General features: G+C 57.8%; 23 protein-coding genes. 2 read left to right on the top strand and 21 right to left on the bottom strand.

What is annotated here, in order from left to right; all coding sequences use genetic code 11:
• Positions 1-81: 81 nt before the first annotated feature.
• Entirely contained in the window at positions 82-363 is a 282-nt protein-coding gene (locus tag IPL32_18715) for a hypothetical protein (GenBank protein ID MBK8467849.1), read from the top strand.
• Between the two features lie 21 nt (positions 364-384).
• On the top strand, positions 385-624 hold the full coding sequence (locus IPL32_18710) for a hypothetical protein (protein MBK8467848.1): 240 nt from the start codon (positions 385-387) through the stop codon (positions 622-624).
• 14 nt (positions 625-638) lie between these two features.
• Here IPL32_18710 and IPL32_18705 read toward each other — a convergent pair whose 3' ends face one another.
• The 21 genes from IPL32_18705 to IPL32_18605 form a co-directional block, all read right to left on the bottom strand.
• Positions 639-860 (bottom strand): hypothetical protein, encoded by a 222-nt coding sequence (locus tag IPL32_18705; GenBank protein MBK8467847.1) that lies wholly within the window; start codon positions 858-860, stop codon positions 639-641.
• A gap of 116 nt (positions 861-976) precedes the next feature.
• Positions 977-2,260 (bottom strand): hypothetical protein, encoded by a 1,284-nt coding sequence (locus IPL32_18700; GenBank protein ID MBK8467846.1) that lies wholly within the window; start codon positions 2,258-2,260, stop codon positions 977-979.
• Positions 2,261-2,267: 7 nt separating this feature from the next.
• Positions 2,268-2,624: a hypothetical protein gene (locus IPL32_18695; GenBank protein ID MBK8467845.1), complete on the bottom strand. Its 357-nt coding sequence runs from the start codon at positions 2,622-2,624 to the stop codon at positions 2,268-2,270.
• Between the two features lie 155 nt (positions 2,625-2,779).
• Positions 2,780-3,019, bottom strand: coding sequence for a hypothetical protein (locus tag IPL32_18690; GenBank protein MBK8467844.1), 240 nt, complete (start codon positions 3,017-3,019; stop codon positions 2,780-2,782).
• Position 3,020: 1 nt separating this feature from the next.
• Positions 3,021-3,476: a 3'-5' exoribonuclease gene (locus IPL32_18685; GenBank protein ID MBK8467843.1), complete on the bottom strand. Its 456-nt coding sequence runs from the start codon at positions 3,474-3,476 to the stop codon at positions 3,021-3,023.
• 9 nt (positions 3,477-3,485) lie between these two features.
• Complete coding sequence (locus IPL32_18680; protein MBK8467842.1) at positions 3,486-4,376, bottom strand: hypothetical protein; 891 nt, start codon at positions 4,374-4,376, stop codon at positions 3,486-3,488.
• On the bottom strand, positions 4,373-4,927 hold the full coding sequence (locus IPL32_18675) for a hypothetical protein (GenBank protein MBK8467841.1): 555 nt from the start codon (positions 4,925-4,927) through the stop codon (positions 4,373-4,375). The genes IPL32_18680 and IPL32_18675 overlap by 4 nt, the downstream gene beginning before the upstream one ends.
• On the bottom strand, positions 4,909-5,241 hold the full coding sequence (locus IPL32_18670; protein ID MBK8467840.1) for a hypothetical protein: 333 nt from the start codon (positions 5,239-5,241) through the stop codon (positions 4,909-4,911). Before IPL32_18670 ends, IPL32_18675 begins: the two co-directional genes overlap by 19 nt.
• Positions 5,238-6,173, bottom strand: a complete 936-nt coding sequence (locus tag IPL32_18665; GenBank protein MBK8467839.1) for a hypothetical protein — start codon at positions 6,171-6,173, stop codon at positions 5,238-5,240. Before IPL32_18665 ends, IPL32_18670 begins: the two co-directional genes overlap by 4 nt.
• Before the next feature lie 193 nt (positions 6,174-6,366).
• On the bottom strand, positions 6,367-8,715 hold the full coding sequence (locus IPL32_18660) for a hypothetical protein (protein MBK8467838.1): 2,349 nt from the start codon (positions 8,713-8,715) through the stop codon (positions 6,367-6,369).
• Positions 8,715-10,115, bottom strand: a complete 1,401-nt coding sequence (locus IPL32_18655; GenBank protein MBK8467837.1) for a hypothetical protein — start codon at positions 10,113-10,115, stop codon at positions 8,715-8,717. The genes IPL32_18660 and IPL32_18655 overlap by 1 nt, the downstream gene beginning before the upstream one ends.
• Before the next feature lie 3 nt (positions 10,116-10,118).
• A complete protein-coding gene (locus IPL32_18650; protein ID MBK8467836.1) occupies positions 10,119-10,928 on the bottom strand; it encodes a hypothetical protein in 810 nt (269 codons plus the stop codon).
• A 10-nt stretch (positions 10,929-10,938) separates the two neighbouring features.
• Positions 10,939-11,580, bottom strand: a complete 642-nt coding sequence (locus tag IPL32_18645; GenBank protein ID MBK8467835.1) for a hypothetical protein — start codon at positions 11,578-11,580, stop codon at positions 10,939-10,941.
• A gap of 5 nt (positions 11,581-11,585) precedes the next feature.
• Positions 11,586-12,218: a hypothetical protein gene (locus IPL32_18640; protein MBK8467834.1), complete on the bottom strand. Its 633-nt coding sequence runs from the start codon at positions 12,216-12,218 to the stop codon at positions 11,586-11,588.
• Positions 12,215-12,616, bottom strand: a complete 402-nt coding sequence (locus IPL32_18635) for a hypothetical protein (GenBank protein MBK8467833.1) — start codon at positions 12,614-12,616, stop codon at positions 12,215-12,217. The genes IPL32_18640 and IPL32_18635 overlap by 4 nt, the downstream gene beginning before the upstream one ends.
• Positions 12,617-12,664: 48 nt before the next feature.
• Positions 12,665-14,083 carry a hypothetical protein gene (locus tag IPL32_18630; GenBank protein MBK8467832.1) on the bottom strand — a complete coding sequence of 473 codons (1,419 nt, stop codon included), beginning with the start codon at positions 14,081-14,083 and terminating at the stop codon, positions 12,665-12,667.
• Positions 14,083-14,436 carry a hypothetical protein gene (locus tag IPL32_18625; GenBank protein MBK8467831.1) on the bottom strand — a complete coding sequence of 118 codons (354 nt, stop codon included), beginning with the start codon at positions 14,434-14,436 and terminating at the stop codon, positions 14,083-14,085. Before IPL32_18625 ends, IPL32_18630 begins: the two co-directional genes overlap by 1 nt.
• Positions 14,417-14,644 (bottom strand): hypothetical protein, encoded by a 228-nt coding sequence (locus tag IPL32_18620; GenBank protein MBK8467830.1) that lies wholly within the window; start codon positions 14,642-14,644, stop codon positions 14,417-14,419. The genes IPL32_18625 and IPL32_18620 overlap by 20 nt, the downstream gene beginning before the upstream one ends.
• Positions 14,645-14,700: 56 nt before the next feature.
• A complete protein-coding gene (locus IPL32_18615) occupies positions 14,701-15,159 on the bottom strand; it encodes a hypothetical protein (GenBank protein ID MBK8467829.1) in 459 nt (152 codons plus the stop codon).
• Positions 15,160-15,178: 19 nt separating this feature from the next.
• Positions 15,179-16,297 (bottom strand): DUF4043 family protein, encoded by a 1,119-nt coding sequence (locus tag IPL32_18610; protein MBK8467828.1) that lies wholly within the window; start codon positions 16,295-16,297, stop codon positions 15,179-15,181.
• 47 nt (positions 16,298-16,344) lie between these two features.
• The gene (locus tag IPL32_18605) at positions 16,345-17,202 is read right to left on the bottom strand and encodes a hypothetical protein (GenBank protein MBK8467827.1); all 858 of its coding nucleotides are present in this window, start codon (positions 17,200-17,202) and stop codon (positions 16,345-16,347) included.
• Positions 17,203-17,259 lie beyond the last annotated feature (57 nt).

Below are 17,259 nucleotides of genomic sequence, written 5' to 3'. Positions count from 1 at the left end.
CAGCGGTCTACCCGCTGACGCATCCGATAAAATGGACGCCAGAACAACGTCGGGCGCTCGATGACGAGGCGAACGGGTTGTATGACAAGTATAACCCGCGCCCGCATCAGCGTATCCGCGTTCCAAAGGAGCAGTGCATTCGGGAAGCGCTGGAGAAGATCAGAACTCAAACGAAAGAATAGGCCCGTCATGCCCACGAAGGAAACAACGATCTCCCTTGACGAGATCAGCCGAGCTAAGCGCGCTGTTGTCGTGCTCACGGAAGCGTTCGCGGCTGCGAACGGCGGCAAGCAAGCACCCCTCGCGCTGCGTGAGGACGTGCAGGCTCTCATGGGCCTGATCCGCAAGATTGAGAAGCTGTAAGGGAAAAGCCCCGCGATGAGCATGAACCGGGAAACATTCGTTTTTGGCTACGATACGCCGGACCAGCGCGATCAAATGGCTATCCAAAATGGGGAGGAGTGGTTTTTGAAGCACGAACCACACGTACGAAACGTCGTGCTCTGCCGGTCTCGCTCAGCATCACACATCGAGCCGACAGGAAGCGACAAGGAAAGACCGGAGCTTTGGAAGGATATTCACTGGTTGTGGTTCTTCATGAAAACTGGCCGACTCTCGGACTGAAAAGTACGACTTAGTCAATACTGGTTGTCTTGCGATTGTGAGAGTGCATTGGCACCGTAGGCAGCAGGCGGAACCCATCCGTACTTCTTCAGTATCTCAATTATGCTGTCGTCGAAGACAACATAGTTGCTAGTCCCGTCGCCAGCATTACGGCTCATTTGGTCTAGGTAGCGTATGCCGGGGATGCCTGCTTCGCGGAGTTGCTTCGGGCTATTTTGGAAATGCAAATATTGCATCAGGTCGGCAACTTGCCTATTCTCTAGGGGGGAGCTGAACTCTGCAATTCGTTCTGGTGTAGGCTCAAAGATGCTACCTCCAGCCTTCAACCGCTCAACTTGTGCGGTCTGTTGGTTTACAAGGTCTTGCCACGCCGTGCTGTTTTGAAATGCGCTCTAGCGCGTGCTAGTCTTGCCTCTGGGCTCATATCTAGAGCGCTAGCAAGCGCTGTTGCTCCTGCTTCCTTTGAAGCATTAGCGGCAAGCATTCTGACGATCTGATCTTCATAAGGTATGTCTTGAGTTTCCCAGGGGGGAGAGGCTTTGCGTTGTTCGGGGGTGTAGTTCATGCGGGTTTGGACGTTGCGGGCTTCTGTCTCGCCGGCAAGGCGCTTGTAGAGACCTAGGGCAATGTCTGTATCTGGCGCGTCTCCTGCTCCAGTTCCGACACCTGACCACCCCGTATTGTCTTCAGGAACTGCGCCTATGCGTGCGCGTTCTGCGGCTATTTCGTCGGGCGTAAACATGCCTCGATTGCCGCCACGCGCAAAGCCTTCATCACCCTGAATGGCATGTTGCACCTCGTGCAGCCCGACCGATCTTGCCTCTGGTTCAGTGCGTCCCCTAACATATGCCGTCCGGCTGTCGCGGCTCCACGCACCGCTCCCGTCGTCTAGCGTCTTCATTAATCGCATGTCTGCGTCTGCAATATCAGGGTAGGCATCCCACAGATACGGGTGCTCAATACCGCCACCGATAGAAGACTCTTGCGTTATGCCCGCCGTATCGTTGGCGCGGTTCCAGTTCCAGTCAGAGAGCTTTGCCCCGCTATCATCTATCTCAAACCGCCATTTCTGATCAGGCCCCTGAAACCATCCCGTATTATCCCAAATAGCGCGACGGTCTGCCCCTTGTGTTGCCATCTGCTCAGCACGGGCTAGGGCTTCGTGATCTGCTGTCTTGGCCAATCGACCGGCGAACATGCCAACGCCGCCAGCGGGCCTAGCAGCAATCCCACCGCCGCCCATGGTCAACCCCGCAGCTATGTTCGCATTGCGGCGCATGTCGTCTTCAGACATACCATTATGGTAGGCGTTGCCGAATGAGTTGATGGCGTCCCAGCTTTCCGAGAGGATCGGAGGGACCTGCCAATTCGACGCGTTGGGATCTGTGATCGGATGCTCATTCCCCTTGTACGGGTTCACGCCGTCTAACAGCGCATTACCAAACCTCATCGGGGCCGTGGCCACACCGTAGGCAAGCTCTCCCCAGCTTTGCGGGGCGGCTAGCTGTGAGGCCGGCGCAATGATGTTTCCCCAATCGTCTAGGCCGTTTCCGATTTCGTCAATGCGCGTGACGCTCGCCGCGTCAATCGGGGCGTAGGGATTGCGATATAGGCGGGAAAGAGCGTTTTCAGCCATAGGGCTCTCACATGCTGTAAAGCAGATGCACGATCACGGGGCTTGCCGAATATCCAAGGTGCGATGCGACCCGGATCGCACCAGCAAAGAACACCGCACAACCAAAGGCGAGAAACACCGGCATCAATGACCCATGGCTTTTAAGGCGTTCGCCACGGCTTCGGGCAATACCAGGCCTAGCAGGCCACAGAGCCAAAGGATCAGGCCCGGAATATACTGCAACAGGCCCTTGAGTTCTCCGCTGCTCAATGGGTGGTGCGTCTCCAAATGATCTTCGATCCGGTCTACCCGCCATTCGAGCGCCTTTGGATGATCCCGGGCGAAGTCCGGGAGCGGCGGGAAATGCTTGTGATCTGGCATTCATTGTAGTCCTAGCTCCATTGAGCATTTAGGACGCGCTACAGGGTTTAAGATTTGCATATGGCGTCATACGCCTTGTTGTGTTCAACGGCCTGACGCTGTGTCTTAGTCGTGTCCTGCTTGCTCCAACCGATTGGCTTGAAGCTCTTGCACCCGCTGTCAATCGCGGCGGTAATTGTCGAACAGCCCGCTGTCAGGGATGTCGTCAACAGAGCGACGGGCAGCATCAGCTTTCTTGACGTTTTCATTGGTGGCCTTCTCTATCTTGGCGACCACCTTCTGTGCTCCGATGGTGCGCTGGTGAGCGTTATTTGCAATGAACGCAAGTACCAACGCAGAAACAAGAATGAGGCCACCAGCAACGCGGGGCCATGCGGCTATGAGTGCGAGGATTGGCATGTCATGCAGCCTTTTTTCTTTTCAGATGCAACCACGCATCGCGCGTCCACCGCGCATCAGCAAGCGCGTTGTGTTCGCCCTTGCCGTGCTGTGGAAGAGGGATGTCTTCTGCAAGTTGTTTTAGATCTCGGCAGAACATGGGCCATCCACTTGGTAGGTCCATCATCGTTCCGAATAACTGGCATAGAGCAACCCAGTCGTAATCTGCATAGTAGGCCCAGATTTCTGGTTTCTCTCCGCAGAACTCAGTTATCAGCTTAGCTGCCACCGACCGGCTGTAAACGGGCTCCCCCGTTAGGTGAACAATAACGTTATCTTTCACCCACTGGCTTGCGCGCCGATGGTCAACGTCGAACTCGCAATAGAATTCTCGCCCGTCTTCCGCAACGATGCCGATGCTCAATAGATCAATCGTGCGCCCGTCTTCGATGAATTCAGTGTCAAACCAAAACTTCATTTTTGTCCCTCATGCAGTTTTTCGCTTTGCGAACCACGGCAAAGCAACTGCAATCAGTATACCACAAATCACGATCATTCCGGGTGTCGTGCTGGCAACTTTAAGCAAGGTTTCCGCAGCATTTTGCCATCCCGTGACGGCTTCAATCGCTTCTTTCGGCGGAGCGGGGATGGATGGGAGAGACGGGGCCGCTTGCGCTATCGCACCGCCAGCACCAACAGCAGCGCCAACCTTCGCTGCAACGGGGACTTGCTTCTCATCCGCCTTTTTGAAGCTTTCCGGCTCTGTCGGCTGCGGCTCCGGCTTCACTTCGACGGGCGGCGCTCCAAGCTGAATGGACGGGTCAAGAGCCATCAGAGTTTTAAGCAAAGGCATTGCGCCGCTCTGCTCACTGACAGCGGCCGTGCTCCATTTGCCATCAGCCACATATTTGCCGCGTGCGTAGTGTGTAGTCCCAGACCATAGGTAGGGCGTCAAAACCTCCTTGTGATAGTTGCGATAGCCACAGCCGTTGTAACGCTCAAGTTCGAAGGAAATCCGCTCAATGGACCAGTCCTTGATGCTCTGCATGTTCTTCATCATGAGCGCGTCACATGCGCTGTCTTCCCACTTGAAAGGCGCGTTGCCATTTGCGGGGCGGCGCGCCGGGACGCAGACCGTCCGCGCGGACAGCGGGTCTCCATTGTGAAGGTGAGTCCCCCACTTGCACCCGCCTTCCATTTGATGGATCAGCCCGACCACGAACCACGGCACGCCGGTCAGTTCTGAAACGGTCTGATACCGCTCCTTTCCCTGCATGATCTTCTGAGCCGATGCCTCAAGAGCACCCTTGAAAGACGAACGCACAACCATGCTTTCCCAGAGGCGCGTGTACTCGTCCTTTAGGGTTTCGTATCTCATGAGCCACCCCCCAGCGTCTTGATCGCTGCCTCTTCGTTGGCTGCGATCCGCTGCGAAAGAAGCGCGTTGCTGGCAGACAGTGCCGCAAGCTGCTTCTGCAAATCCTCAAGTTCTGCCTTAGACGCCACAGGCTCAAGCGGGCCTTCGCTTTCATCCCGAGGCAAGGAGGCCTTCTCAATCGCCGCGCGCCGGTCTGCTTCCGCCTTCACCGAGGCCCGCTTGGCGGCTTCTGCGGCTTCCCGCTCACGGCGCACCTGCTCATCACGGGCTTGCGTGTAGGGCTCCAGAATCCAGCCGAACGCCGCATTGAAATGCGCTTCATCGATCGGCATGTCGCCGGGCCTGATATTGGGACGCATCGCGTTGCTGGTCACAATGGTGCGGTATTCGACATGACCCTGCTTGCTGTCCGTGTTGTACTGGACGGCGGCGACGTCATCCCACTTTGTTGACGGGTCGCCATCGAACACGCTCCAGTCCACATCAGGCAGCGGAACGGCCACGCCGTCGCATATGACCGTCTTGTCCTCGACTACGATTGTGATTTGCATGTCTGTGCCTCGATGAGTTTGGCTTCGTCGGCTTTCGCCAGTTCTTTCTTTCTGACTTCAGGATCAAAGATCATATTGCGCAGATTAAGCGTATCGGCGCGGCCCTGGTGCGCGTTCTTGGCGGCTTCCATTGCAAACAGCCACGCATAAGAAAAGGCGCAGCCCCACTCGCTGACTGGCTGTCCTGTCTGCGGGTGATGGCCCTCGATGTGGGTCCAGTTCTCACACGTCCCTGCGCTAACGAGAGATCGGCAATCCTTAGAAAACCCGGTAAAAGGGCACTTCTTGCCTTTAGGTGCGAGAGCAAATGTCATGCTTTCTGACCTATGTTTACGCTTGCGTATTTCAAAGCGCAGTTAAAGGCGTTCATCGTCAGTGAGTGATTGTGGGATGTTCCGCTTCCTACAGATGTGGTAGTGGCTGGATTACCCGCCGTCGTGGCATCACGTGCAGTGCCATACCCTGCGCCTGCGTCGAATGTCCCATCGTCCTGTCGCATAGGAACATCGTGATCATGCGCCGCCGTTTTTGAGATGCTTGGCGTGTCGCTGCCTATCGTTCCCGTCAACGTCTGCGATGTGAACAGCGTATCAAACGCCACAGAGCCGCCAGTGCCAGGCGTGCCGGTCGTAAATCTCAAGCCGACATTGTTATAGGCGCTTGCGGTTTCCAGCGTCCATCCTGTGGGCGGGGCGGATTGGAACACAACACGAGCACCAGCCGAGAAAATATATCCAGCCGTGCGCCATTCGCCTAAGAGATCTGCTGTTAGATCATCCCAATCAATATACCGATTGCCCGCCGCTGCCGCGTTGAAGTAGCCGATCTTGTCGCCACTCGTCAGGCTCGTTGTCGAGGCAAGCGCGTTGGGGTTGCGCATATAGCGCACGTCGGCGGCGTCTTGCGTTAGGAAGCTCTCGCCGCTTCCCGTCGTTGAGATAACAGCGCCCTTGACGTTATCGTGTTCGGCAATGGTGACGGCGTTGGACGTGATCGTAATCTTATAAGCATCAGTGTTTGTATAAACGAGCGTCTTCGTACTGGAACCCGATGATGTTACAGGGTAGCCTGCCGAGTCCGTGTAGACCGTTGCGCCAAGCTGCGTGGTCAGCTCAGAATCAGCGTAGACGATTTTTTCGGTTGTGGTTCCGGCCTCGAAGAAATAGATAGCACAGCCTGAATATGGCGTGCCTGTTTCATCCACGAGGCGTTGACCGGGACTGAAGACGGCTGTTGCGTTAGCCATGTGATCGCGTTCCTTTGCAGGGGCATAACGTGAGCGACCCGGAACGCTACAAGGGCCTATTCGTTTTCGTGTTCACAGCACTCGTGATGAGCGCAATCTGGGTCTTTCTAGCGTGGGTCAGAGCATCCGGCCGATGGGAGTTCTTTGCTGTCTACGCGGTCGGAATAGCATTCCTCGTCGGGCGTTTTTGGAGCTATCGGCCGGACTGATCGTAGGCCCTCCCTGCTCCTGTCACCGCTGGCGTGAGGTTGGGACGCACAGGCTTTACGGCTTGACTGACGGCGGAACGCGCCGCCGCGTTGTTCCAAGCGTTGCCTATGCCGGTATAATTCAGGGTTGCCATTGCGGGCTTCCCCAGACCGAACGACTCAAGCAGCTTCAGAAGTCCGTCCTTCATGAATGACGCCGCCGTGTAACCAGAACCCGACGCATTCGGGGGCTTGTAGGCAATAGTCTGCACAGCGCGAAGGAAGGCTCTTATTTCAGTCTGCTCCTGTGTCGTGTAGAGCGTCTGAATAACAGCGTCTTTGCCCTGCATTGCAGCTTTCAAATTGCTGACGATGGCCTGCGGCCCGAGCATGTCGCCGCCCTTGTTGGTGACAAGCCGGGACCAATAGGCAAAGCGAATATCGTTCCAAGCCTGCTTTCCGGTTTCAGGAGCAAACTTGTCCAAAGCTAGTTTTATGTTGCGAAGCGCGCCCACTGCGCCAGATTGCGGCGTGCTCGATCCATGCGAGCCAAACAGCGCTTGAATGACGCTTTCGCCGCTGTCCGTCTTTGACGGGTCTAGGATCTTTGCCAATCGAGCGCCAGCGGGTGAAACCGTCCCATCCGCCGCGCGTGGGGAGAAAATTTCGCGCACTTCTCGCGTAAACCCGCGCGCCTCGGCAAGTTTCAAGGCTGCAGCCGGCTCACCCTTCAAAAGCTGCTTTCCGGCAGCATCACCAATCCACTCGTTGAACCCATTGTAAATGGCTTCTGCCGCCGATTTATCCGAACCAGCTTCCGCAGCTTGATAGTACCCAAGCAGTGTGCGGCGCATTTGATCAACGTTGCGCGTTGGGTTATTCGTGACCCAACCAGCCGCCTTTTCAGGTGCTTCGCCTGCAATGATGCGGTCCACTTCCTTGGCCATGGCTGCGGCCTTTGGAGTGACGGTCTCGTTGATATGTAGACCGCCTAGGCTCTTATTCAGAGTATCGGGAAGGCTTTGCAAAGCGTCGTCCGTTGCTTCCAGGCCCGTGGCACCCTTCCATGCCTCACGCTCCGCGCTCCGCGCCGCTTCACGCGCCCCGGTCACGCCTTGCTGAATAGAACCGCCAATATCATCGGGCATCGGGGCTACACCGTAAGCGCGATCTGGGTTGATCTTTCCCGCCACACTGCGCGCGTTTGGATTTGACATATCGCCAAGGGCCGCGCTCTTGACGGCATCAGCTTGCCTCTTGTCGAATCCCAGCATCGTGTCTTGTGCCGGCTCGCCATATATGCGCCTTCGCATCCCCTCTTCTTGCGTCAGAAGGTAGGGATCTTTGGTCACTTGCCCCCGAGTGGCAGGGATCCCGAACCGCTCTGAACCCGCGCGCACTGCGGCTTCTGCCGGGTCCTTGGTTTCAGCAAACGTCTTGGCAAAGCTCTGTGCAAAGTCCGGCGTCACGTCGGCCGGATCAACGCCAGCGCGCTTCGCCGCCTCCAGCCCCTTCGATGTCAACATGCCGGTCTGCTTATCGACAAGCCCAGGAATGGTCACGAACCTGCGCCACAGGTTGCCCGCAGCCGCGCTCGCAACAGGCCCCGCCGCTCCAAGACCCGTCATGACAGCAGCCTTGCCCAGATCAGGGGATTGTTTCGATCCTTGCACCATATTGGCCACGTCCCCCGCGACACTCGTCAGGCCAGACCCGCCGCCCTGCAATACAGCTTGAGCACCGATACCAGCCGCAGGCGCAGCCGCCCCGATGCCAAGCCCAGCCGCCGCATAGGGCAATGCGCCATAGACGCCGCGCGCAATGTCCTGAGTATCAAGGCCAGGCCTGTTGACGTAGCCGCGCTGCTCCTGCCCATTCGGGCCGCGCGTCACCATCACGTCGTAACCGTTCGCGTCTTTCTCACGCCGGACAAATCGATCACCTAGGTTCTTGGCAATGATGTTGCCCATCGCCGCGTCTGACGCGCCGCCAAGGGCTGCGTTGGCCGTGACGTTGCCAAGTTCTCCCTTGAACTGGTCAAAGACCGTGCCCGTACCGGCTTCCTGTGGGTCCTGGCGGCCCGCAACCGCGTTATAGGCCCACTCCCCCCAACCTTCCTGTTTGGGCGCTGCCCCGGCTGCTACAGGCGTTTGCGGAGGCCCACCCAGAACATCGTCAGACCATTTACGGGCGGGCGCTTGAGGTGCAACCTGAACTTGGGGAGCGGCTTGTTGCGGCTGCTGCTGCGCTGCTGCGCCTGGCCTGCGAGGCCTTGAATTCAGCCATTGATAAAGCTCATCCGTCGTCATTTTATGGTCGCTGTCGCCAGTCAGAACGATATCAGCCCAGCCCATCAGATCCCGAACTCCTGTTTGATCATCTTGCGGGTTTCGCGCTGAATGGCCATCGGGTCTGCCTTCGGGTTGGCGCTGCGCAACTGCTCTTCAATCTGCGCCCCTCGCTGGTCAATCATGCCCTCAATCGACTCCATGGGGATAACGCCGGATAGCTTGTCCTGCTTCGCCATGACGGACAGCGTATTTTCGTCGTATCCCTTGTTTCTGAGGTAGACGAAGCGAGCAACCGCGAGCTTGGTTGCGCGAATGGAGTTTTTCATTTTTGCTTCGAACTGGCGCGGGCTGTCTTTCGTCGGGTCCGGCATACCCTGGCGAATGCGGCCCTCTTCTTGGATGCCCATGGCCGCGCCGGTAATCTGCTTGATATATTCGGAAAGGTTGTTCATCGCGTCCTGGCGGAACGCGGTGTACTCTTCCAGCTTCTTGGCCTCTTCGGGCGGGATGCTCTGGCGCAACCCTTCGAAGCTGTCCAGCCACGAGTTGCCGTACATCTTGGCTTTGGTCTCGTAGGTCAGGTATTCCGGCTTGAACTTCGCTTGGATGCCGTCAAGGCGCGCCGCTAAGTCCACCATGCCGATGGCTTTTTCATCAAGAGCGCCCATCGCAGGCTTGCTCAACCCAGACTGAGCAGGTGCGCCGATGCTATCAAGCAGCGCCTTGCCCGCCGTCGCGAACTTCGGGCTCAAGAGCATGACGCCGGCCAGTTCGTTGGCATCAGCCTTGCTCATCTTGCCCCAAGGGGTGTCAACCTGATCGGGCTGTTGCGGCTGTGCAAGAGCGGCCTGTGGGGCCTCGTCAGAAATGAGTTGCAGATTGGGGTTGGCCTGCTGCGGTGCAGGAGCGTTAAAAGACTGCGGACGGATGGCCTCGCCTTGTGATGGCATAGCAGGCTGCGCCGGGGCGCTTCCGCCGCCAAGCTTGCGCATGATAAAGGCCTCTACCGGATCATCGCCCTTGCGGTTGAGCGCACCAATCTCAGCCCGCGTCTTCTGCATATCAAGCTGCATCATTTGCTGCTTGGTCTGGTCGATAAACTTCCCGTAATGCGCGGCAGCAAGTTGCGGCCCCGTGATCGGGTCAAGCTCTTCCGGGGTGTGGTCGCCATCCCCGTATTGCTTGAGAAACTGGCTATGCGCCATGGCGCGCGCCTGCCCCGGCTGCATATTGAGGATGGCGTTGGCCATGCCACCCGCCTTCTCGTAGTCCTGCTGAGACCACTGCCGCTGCATGTTCTGCCGCTGCATGGAATGGCTTTGCTTGTCCATATCTAGGCGCTGCTGATCCATGCCCATCTGTTGCTGGGCAAGCGCGTTTTTCTGATAGCTTTGCAGTGCGTTTGAGACTGGCGAGAAGTCAAGCAGCGCGTTGCCGATGTTGTAACCGGGAAGCTGGGGCATGAGTTACCTCTTGAAGGCAGAGTAAGCGTTGATGCCAGCCCCCAAGAGGCCCATCAGGTTGTTGCCGAGAATGCCGCGCGACTGCGCCCGAGCGTTGCCGTAGTTGATCCGATTGCCCGCCCGCGTTGCCGCAAGGTCTGTATTGAGACCGGCTTGGCCTTGCCCATACTGCCATCCCAAGTTCGCGCGCTGGCCACTGATGTTCGCCAGATCGGACCCCTGCTGAGCGTACATATTCGCCGTGTCTTTGCCCTGCTGAGCGTAGAGCCCGCCGATTTGACCCGCTGCCTGCAAGCCCTGCCCTGACACGCCGGAAAGATGCCCGAGATAGTTGTTATAATCGTCTGCGCCGCGCCTCATGCTCTCCTGAGCCACAGCCGCCGCGGCCGTGCCGCTGCCGCTCATGCCGCGCGCGTTCATCTGCTGCATTATGGCCCGAGTCGCAAAGTCGTTGTTGGCCTGCATGAACGGGTTGGCTTTATACCCCCGCATAAACTGCGCCTGTTGCGCTGCGCCGTTGAGGCCGAGCGCATTGCCGTACATCGTATTGGCCTGCGTACCGGACTGATACCAAGGCTGGTACGTCTCAACGGCTTGGTTGACGCCCTTGCCGAGCGCACTTAGCGCATTGCCATAGCCCTGATTGATGTTTCCGGTTGCCGTGTCATAGGCAGAGTTTGCGCCGTTGTAGCCAGATGTCAGGTTCCCTTGCGCCTGGCCATATCCCTGATTGAGAATATCGGTGCTCTCATTGTAGGCCTTGCGAATATCCTTGCGCTGGCTGGACCCCGTGAGTGAGCCTAGAAACCCCATGATTTCCCCCTTATCTAAAGCTCGCCGCGCACATCGTTGCGCCCGCGCTGGTCGTTGTCGCGCGAACCGTCAAAGGCGTAGCCCCGCTGGATGACGCAACCGAAGCGCCCGATGTCCAAACGCCGCTGATCTTGTCATAGTCTTCCGTAAATCCCGTCCACGTCGAAGCGGCCGGCGTGATGCCCATGCCACACGCAACGCCACCCGGTGACACGTCAAGGTCAAGGGTAATCGTCGTACCCGATGACGGGGCAACAGACGTATCAACCGGCGTCGTACTGGTTAAGTCGTAGGCAGACCAGACCCCAATCCAACAGCCCTTGGCCGTGCCCGTGTTAACCGTGATCGTCGCGGTCGTGCCGGATGCCACAGACGCGGTGAAAATCATGGCTTCCGTCTCGTCCGCCGTGCCGCCCGTGGATCGCGTATGCACCGCGCTTGTCCCGGCGACACCCGCGATTGTGCATGTCGCGGTGTTTGGCGTGGCGTTGACATAGAACACCCCAACAATCACGAGGCGGGTTGCCGATGCCGTGCCGATGTTGACCCCGCTAAACGTCCAGCTTGTGTTGGTGGCCGGAGCCGTGAAGCTGTAGTCATCATCCGTATAAACAATGCTGGCGGCACCTGACCCGCTAATGACCATGCACATAGGCACTAGGTGATCGTCCGCGTAAACGCGGCGGTGATTTGCAGCATGTTAATGCTGGACGTGCCGCTCACCGTAAAAACGAGATCATCATTCACGGCGTAGCTGTTTCCCGTCGTCACCGTAACCTTCGTCTTGGTTGTCGTAACGCTGCTCGTCGCTACCGTCGTGGAGTTCTTTTTGGTCGTGAGCGTGCACGTTCCCGCGCCAGACCGCGTCGTCACCGAATTGAGCGTGAACGCGAACGGCACGTCAAGAAATGGGTAATCGCGATTGGTTGGCGCTTCGATGATGATTAGAAACGCATCCGTATAGCTGAGGTCGCTAAAGTCAGGAACCGCGCCAGCGCCTTGGCTGATGAGCACCTGTCCGGCTGAGCCGGGAGAAATGTTGAGCAGATCGTCAGTCCCATTTCCGGCAATCAACTGATTGGCGTTGAAGCTGGCCTTTCCCGTTCCGCCGCTCTCAACCGGCAGAACGCCCGTCACGTCGGTTTCAAGATCCGTTGCGGTTCCTGCATCCTGCGTGAGCTTGTTTGCCCGAGAGGCAATCTGCTGGAGCGCCTGATACCACGGCTTGTTGACCACGCCGCCAGTCCCGAGGAACGGCATGGACGACACGGGCAAGTTGACGTTACTCATAGGATATGGACCCACACCGACGTGGGGTCAGTCGTCACCCATGACCCACCACTCAGCGAATAAAACTGCACCGTAACGGCCGACGTTGATCGCGCCGTCACGGCATAGGTTAGCGGGTCCGCCGATGTCCCGCCGGCAAACACATGGCTGTTCACACCGCTCTTGGCGTATCCATTCGGAAGATTGTAGGTGCCCGGCGCAAGCTGAACCGTCGTATATCCAGCCGCAATCATCGCGTCCAGGCCATCGGCAATGTCCGAAGCGCCCGCGCGCACGCCGTAATAGTACGCGGGTAGGAAGAACTGCGATAAATAGTTCTTGATCGTGGCAAGGCTAAATGTCGATGGCAGATCCGCGATATTCGACGCGGCTCCGAACATGAGCGAGCTATCGCTCACGGATGAAAGGGGGGATGATGTCTTGAGGTCGTAGGCCATGAGGTCTCGCTATTTGGAAAGCTGGTCTACATCGGCATAGACGCCAGAAATTGCGCGGGCGACGGACGCAGAACACGAGATTTTAACGGCGCAGCCGGTTGGGCCGAACGAGCCAAAGCGGTAGGTTTTCAAGCGCCGGATATGCTGACCCGTGTCGCCCAACTCGATGAGCCGGGCTGCGCCGAACGTCTTGCCGCCATCCGTCGATGTCGAGACCATCAGCAGCGGGTGCGCGTCGGGATCGTTACCAACCCCCGGAACCGCGTCGATATAAATTGCGTTGAGCCTGATCCCATAGGGCGCTGAGTGCAAGATTGGCAGCACCATATCCGTGATGATCGGATCGCCACCCTCAGAGAACACGCTGGCGCGGACCTGATAAATCCGCCCATCTTCGTAGTCCCCAATCAGGGACATGCCGCGCCAAGAAACGGCATTGAAACCGCGCCAGTTCGTGCGCTTGTAGGACTGCATTTCATGCCATTTGCCCGTACGCAGATTATAGACCCACGTCCAGGTGCCGCACGTCCATGCGAGGAACGCGTGCCCGGTCTCCTGATCGGTCCACCCGAACCCGTAAATCGTGGTCGTTGCTGTGCCAATCGCACGCTCAACAGTGTGGGTTGAGATGCGCTGGCCCGAGTAGCCGTCCTGCAATCTCACCGTGCCGTCGTTGGCAATCCAAGATACAGCGCGGTCAAGCTGGACGATGGTTTTAGCACCAGCGCAGCCGAGATTGATCGACGCGATAGGGACGAACGGAAAGTTGCCGGACCCATCCGGGCTGTTGTTCCACCATTCAACAGAGCGCTCACCAAATACCATGGCGTCACGTTCGGCGCCCAAGACGAACAGCGTGTTGTCAGGCTGGCGCTGAGCCCGCCCAAAATCGAGCGCTGAATACGTCGTACCGTCGTCCTCACCTGAGATCCACACACGGTCGAATGTGGTCGGGACCAGGAAATAGCCGTCCAGAGTCGATACCGATGTTGGAGGCGGCAAATCCGGGTCCGTCACAGCCGCAATGCTGGTGCCCGTGATAATCCTCATGGTGCCGTCAGACACAACGGCGACTTCTGGCGTAGGAGACCGGCGGTTGCGCGCCAGATACACATCACCGTCCCCGGGAAGCGTGGCGACGACGGTTTGCACGCCAAGGGCGCTGATCGCCGTGATCTTGCGGCCGGCCACCACATAGAGATAGTCGTCCGTCGCGAGCATGGCGCGCACGCCAGCAGGCCCGGTCAACGTGCCTGATGCCTGCACCGTCGCCCAAAGGTCAAGGCCGGACGGCGCGTAGCTGGTCCAGGACGCCTTGGCATCGCTGCCCGTGGGCTCAGCGTAGCAGTTGAGCAGACGGGCGCTGCCTTCGATCTTGTAGCGGCTGTGCTCTGAGGAGGTTGGGACAGTCAGCGGGACAAGCGCCATCAGAATTGATCGACCATCACAGGGGTACCATTCGATTTTTTCTGCGTGTGGCGGCGGATGCGGCGCATGTAGGCCATGCGAGCCGCTTCGATGTTCTCAGCCAATGATGGCACTCCAAACGCCGTCCCTACACTGAGGCCAACGAACTGCAGAAGTGGCTCATAAATGACGGCTGGAATTGCGTCGTCCTCCCAGAATGCCATGCTCTGGTCGTCCATTTCCGCAAGGATCGCTTCGTAACGCTCATTGACATACGCCACGTCCGCTGCTGGCGCAGATGCTTGGGCATCAACGAGGCCAAGGTGCCTTAGCACAGCCGTAGCAAATTGCGTTCTAGTTCTGGTCGTCGCCATTGGCTTCAGCCTCAACCATCACGGTTTTGCGCGGGCGTCCGCCCTTGTTCTTCACAGGATCAATCGACTCACCTTCGACGGCTTCAAAAAGCACGCTATTTGTCAGCTTTCCGATTGCGTGCGCGTCTTCAACGTCGTGCTGCGTTCCAGGCGCCCACTTGAGCCCGAACCATTCCGTCATTTCTTCACCAACGTAGCGAAACTTCATTGCGTCTCACCCATAAGGAAAGAGGGGGCAGACCATCCCGCCCCCTCAGTTTTGCGTTAGGCTGCGACCAGCGCCGTGGTTGAGAATTCTTCATCCACGAAGCCGCTGAGCAGAACCTTGATCGTACCAGCAACCGGCGTTGTCGCCGCCGTCTGGATATAGGCCTTGATCAAGGTGGTTGCCGTGTACTTGTAGAGGAAGCCTGCCGTATCGATAGCAACGGACGTGCCGGCAGCCTGGCCAGTGGTGATGGCTGCCATCAAGCGATTTTCATCGTCATCGTCGCCAACATCCCACGCGAGCGTGGTGCCGCTGTCCATGTCCGTCGCATTGAACGTGATTGCCGTAGGAACAAAGCCCTTCGGCACCCAGAACAGGCCAACTTCATCGTTGGCGTTGTCGAGCATGGCAGTCGTCACGGCCACGATGGCAACAAGTTCAATGCGCTGGCGCGCAACGCCGGGGCCGAACTTTTTGCCATAAGCGGCAGACTGAGAAGTTGCGTAAATAGCCATTGTTCTAGATCCCTCTCAGTTAGGCCACAGCGGCGTGATAGACGGTGACAATGCCAACGTCCTTGCCGTTATTGGGTCCGTTGACGTTGTTCTGCCAGCGCAGCTTATCGATGCCGTGAGCAAACTCGATGCCAACACCGTCAACGAAGCCATAATCGTCTTCGGCTTTCGTGGTGGGCATAGCCATCTGCTTGTTGACATAGCCAAGAGACTGAGCGCCGCACAGGAACGAAGCACCGCAAACAATGGTGCCATTCGAGAAGGTCGTTTCAGGGTTGGCCGTCGTGCCAACGCGCGGCTGGTAGAATTCAGGAATCTCGCGGAAAATGATGCCGTCATAGATAAGATCGCCGTCCTGAAACAGCGGGTTGTTATCCATGCCGGAACCCTCACGCGAGCGCGCGTCACGGTTAGCTGCGATCATGGCGCTATCAGCCTTGAGGTCGCGGAATCCAAGCGGATGGCAGAACATGACGAAGTATTCGCGACCACCCGTCCCCGTTTTGAAAGGACGGATCATTGGGCGGGCCTGACGCGCCATGAAGCGAGCCAGCGAGGCCATTGACGTAGACAGCTTGTCAGACGTGTTATCGATAGCAGTCAGGCCGGTTGCGTGCGTGGCCGAATAGTTGGCCTGCGTCACACCGAACAGAATGCGATCAACGTTATTGGCGGCAAACGTGTTGCGCGTTGCTGCACTCGCGTCCGAGAACTTCGTGCCGTCGCTCATCTTATGGAAGCTGTCGATGATCTGGTACTTGATCTTCTCGGCAGACCATTCCTTGAGACGCGGGCGCGCCGCCGTCATGAAGTCAATGAAAGACTTCTTGCGTTCCTTCTTGGTCGCGGTCACCGCGTTGCGGTAGTATTCCCAGTAGATGTCCTGGTAATACTGATCAAGCTGCTCTTCAGCACCTGACAGCGACGTATTGCCGGATACGCCATCGCCCTGCAGGCGGCCCATCAGCGGAATGCGGATGTTATAGCCCGAGGTTTCTAGGTCGTTCACGACATGGATAATATCCATTTCGCTGTCGCCCATGTACGGTTCAAATCCGCTGTCGCGGATGTATTCGCCGATGAACCGGGGGCGCCATTTGGTCAGGTCCAGGCCTGACAGCACACTCGTAGTTGCCATGTGTTATATCTCTCTCGTGATCAATGTTTGGGACCACGAAGCGCCAGCTATCGCCGCCTTCTCGCACTTGAGAAAACGTCTGCTGCTATTGCTCCGTCACTAACGGGTGGCGTTCCTTGAGAACCTGTTGCCGTGGCGTCTGCAAGGCTCGTGGGGAATCGCTGTTGCGGCTTTGAACTCGCTGGGGCCTTTAGTTCTTCGAGAACCTTTGCCCTGATGCGCTCCTCAACCTGCTTTTCGTAGGCCTCGGGATCAGGTCCGATCTTTTGCAAAGCAGTTGCCTGCTTGTGCCAGTTGATCAAAGCCCCGTAAGGATCACGCATTTGCATGAAACGGGGGCCTAGGTTCTGAGAGATCGCCGCCTGGAGGGCAGAATTCACAGTCTCGTCGCCCCACTTATCGCGTGCCCGAAGTTCGGACATGTTGGCGCGTTCGTGGGCCAATTGCTCTGCAAACGTTGCCTGGATATGCTTCTGCCACCCCTCTGGGTCGGTAAAAGCATCAGGCGGTGGCTGTGGCGGGTTTTGGGCCACTTGTATCCTGCGTTCCATGTCCGCGAGTTGCGCCTGATAACGGCGGGCGTTCTCTTCGGCTTGGGTGCGCAAGCGAGCCTCTTCCTCGCGGGCCTTCTGCGCCTCTTGGCGCTTTTCCCGTTCGGATTGTAGCTCTGTGAGTGGAACGAGACGGCCAGTTGAGGGGTCGCGGTATCCTTTGAGCGGGTCACGGCCCTTTGGTTCTTCAGGCTGCTCCTTGTCCAGTTCTGCAGTTTCCTGCGGCTCTGGGAGTGGCGCTGCCTTCTCAACCTCAGGCTCTGACTTAGGAGCGGCGGAATCTGCTCCCCTGTCGCGGCTCGAAGAAAACACATCCTTCAATAGATCGGCGTCTGCCGACGTGTCTGTCGTCATGTTCTAGCTCCCGCTATGTCGTCGCAAGGTCACGAAAAACATCCCGTTTAACGCCTG

It is taken from the genome of Chloracidobacterium sp., from assembly GCA_016711345.1.
Taxonomy (GTDB): domain Bacteria; phylum Acidobacteriota; class Blastocatellia; order Pyrinomonadales; family Pyrinomonadaceae; genus OLB17.
This window is presented reverse-complemented; position numbering and strand designations above follow the sequence as displayed.

Bases quoted from the DNA above. Each gene is read 5' to 3' on its own strand.
- IPL32_18715 (MBK8467849.1), top strand. From the start codon at position 82: ATGACAAGTATAACCCGCGCCCGCATCAGCGTATCCGCGTTCCAAAGG.
- IPL32_18710 (MBK8467848.1), top strand. From the start codon at position 385: ATGAACCGGGAAACATTCGTTTTTGGCTACGATACGCCGGACCAGCGC.
- IPL32_18705 (MBK8467847.1), bottom strand. From the start codon at position 860: ATGCAATATTTGCATTTCCAAAATAGCCCGAAGCAACTCCGCGAAGCA.
- IPL32_18700 (MBK8467846.1), bottom strand. From the start codon at position 2,260: ATGGCTGAAAACGCTCTTTCCCGCCTATATCGCAATCCCTACGCCCCG.
- IPL32_18695 (MBK8467845.1), bottom strand. From the start codon at position 2,624: ATGAATGCCAGATCACAAGCATTTCCCGCCGCTCCCGGACTTCGCCCG.
- IPL32_18690 (MBK8467844.1), bottom strand. From the start codon at position 3,019: ATGCCAATCCTCGCACTCATAGCCGCATGGCCCCGCGTTGCTGGTGGC.
- IPL32_18685 (MBK8467843.1), bottom strand. From the start codon at position 3,476: ATGAAGTTTTGGTTTGACACTGAATTCATCGAAGACGGGCGCACGATT.
- IPL32_18680 (MBK8467842.1), bottom strand. From the start codon at position 4,376: ATGAGATACGAAACCCTAAAGGACGAGTACACGCGCCTCTGGGAAAGC.
- IPL32_18675 (MBK8467841.1), bottom strand. From the start codon at position 4,927: ATGCAAATCACAATCGTAGTCGAGGACAAGACGGTCATATGCGACGGC.
- IPL32_18670 (MBK8467840.1), bottom strand. From the start codon at position 5,241: ATGACATTTGCTCTCGCACCTAAAGGCAAGAAGTGCCCTTTTACCGGG.
- IPL32_18665 (MBK8467839.1), bottom strand. From the start codon at position 6,173: ATGGCTAACGCAACAGCCGTCTTCAGTCCCGGTCAACGCCTCGTGGAT.
- IPL32_18660 (MBK8467838.1), bottom strand. From the start codon at position 8,715: ATGGGCTGGGCTGATATCGTTCTGACTGGCGACAGCGACCATAAAATG.
- IPL32_18655 (MBK8467837.1), bottom strand. From the start codon at position 10,115: ATGCCCCAGCTTCCCGGTTACAACATCGGCAACGCGCTGCTTGACTTC.
- IPL32_18650 (MBK8467836.1), bottom strand. From the start codon at position 10,928: ATGGGGTTTCTAGGCTCACTCACGGGGTCCAGCCAGCGCAAGGATATT.
- IPL32_18645 (MBK8467835.1), bottom strand. From the start codon at position 11,580: ATGTGCATGGTCATTAGCGGGTCAGGTGCCGCCAGCATTGTTTATACG.
- IPL32_18640 (MBK8467834.1), bottom strand. From the start codon at position 12,218: ATGAGTAACGTCAACTTGCCCGTGTCGTCCATGCCGTTCCTCGGGACT.
- IPL32_18630 (MBK8467832.1), bottom strand. From the start codon at position 14,083: ATGGCGCTTGTCCCGCTGACTGTCCCAACCTCCTCAGAGCACAGCCGC.
- IPL32_18625 (MBK8467831.1), bottom strand. From the start codon at position 14,436: ATGGCGACGACCAGAACTAGAACGCAATTTGCTACGGCTGTGCTAAGG.
- IPL32_18620 (MBK8467830.1), bottom strand. From the start codon at position 14,644: ATGAAGTTTCGCTACGTTGGTGAAGAAATGACGGAATGGTTCGGGCTC.
- IPL32_18615 (MBK8467829.1), bottom strand. From the start codon at position 15,159: ATGGCTATTTACGCAACTTCTCAGTCTGCCGCTTATGGCAAAAAGTTC.
- IPL32_18610 (MBK8467828.1), bottom strand. From the start codon at position 16,297: ATGGCAACTACGAGTGTGCTGTCAGGCCTGGACCTGACCAAATGGCGC.
- IPL32_18605 (MBK8467827.1), bottom strand. From the start codon at position 17,202: ATGACGACAGACACGTCGGCAGACGCCGATCTATTGAAGGATGTGTTT.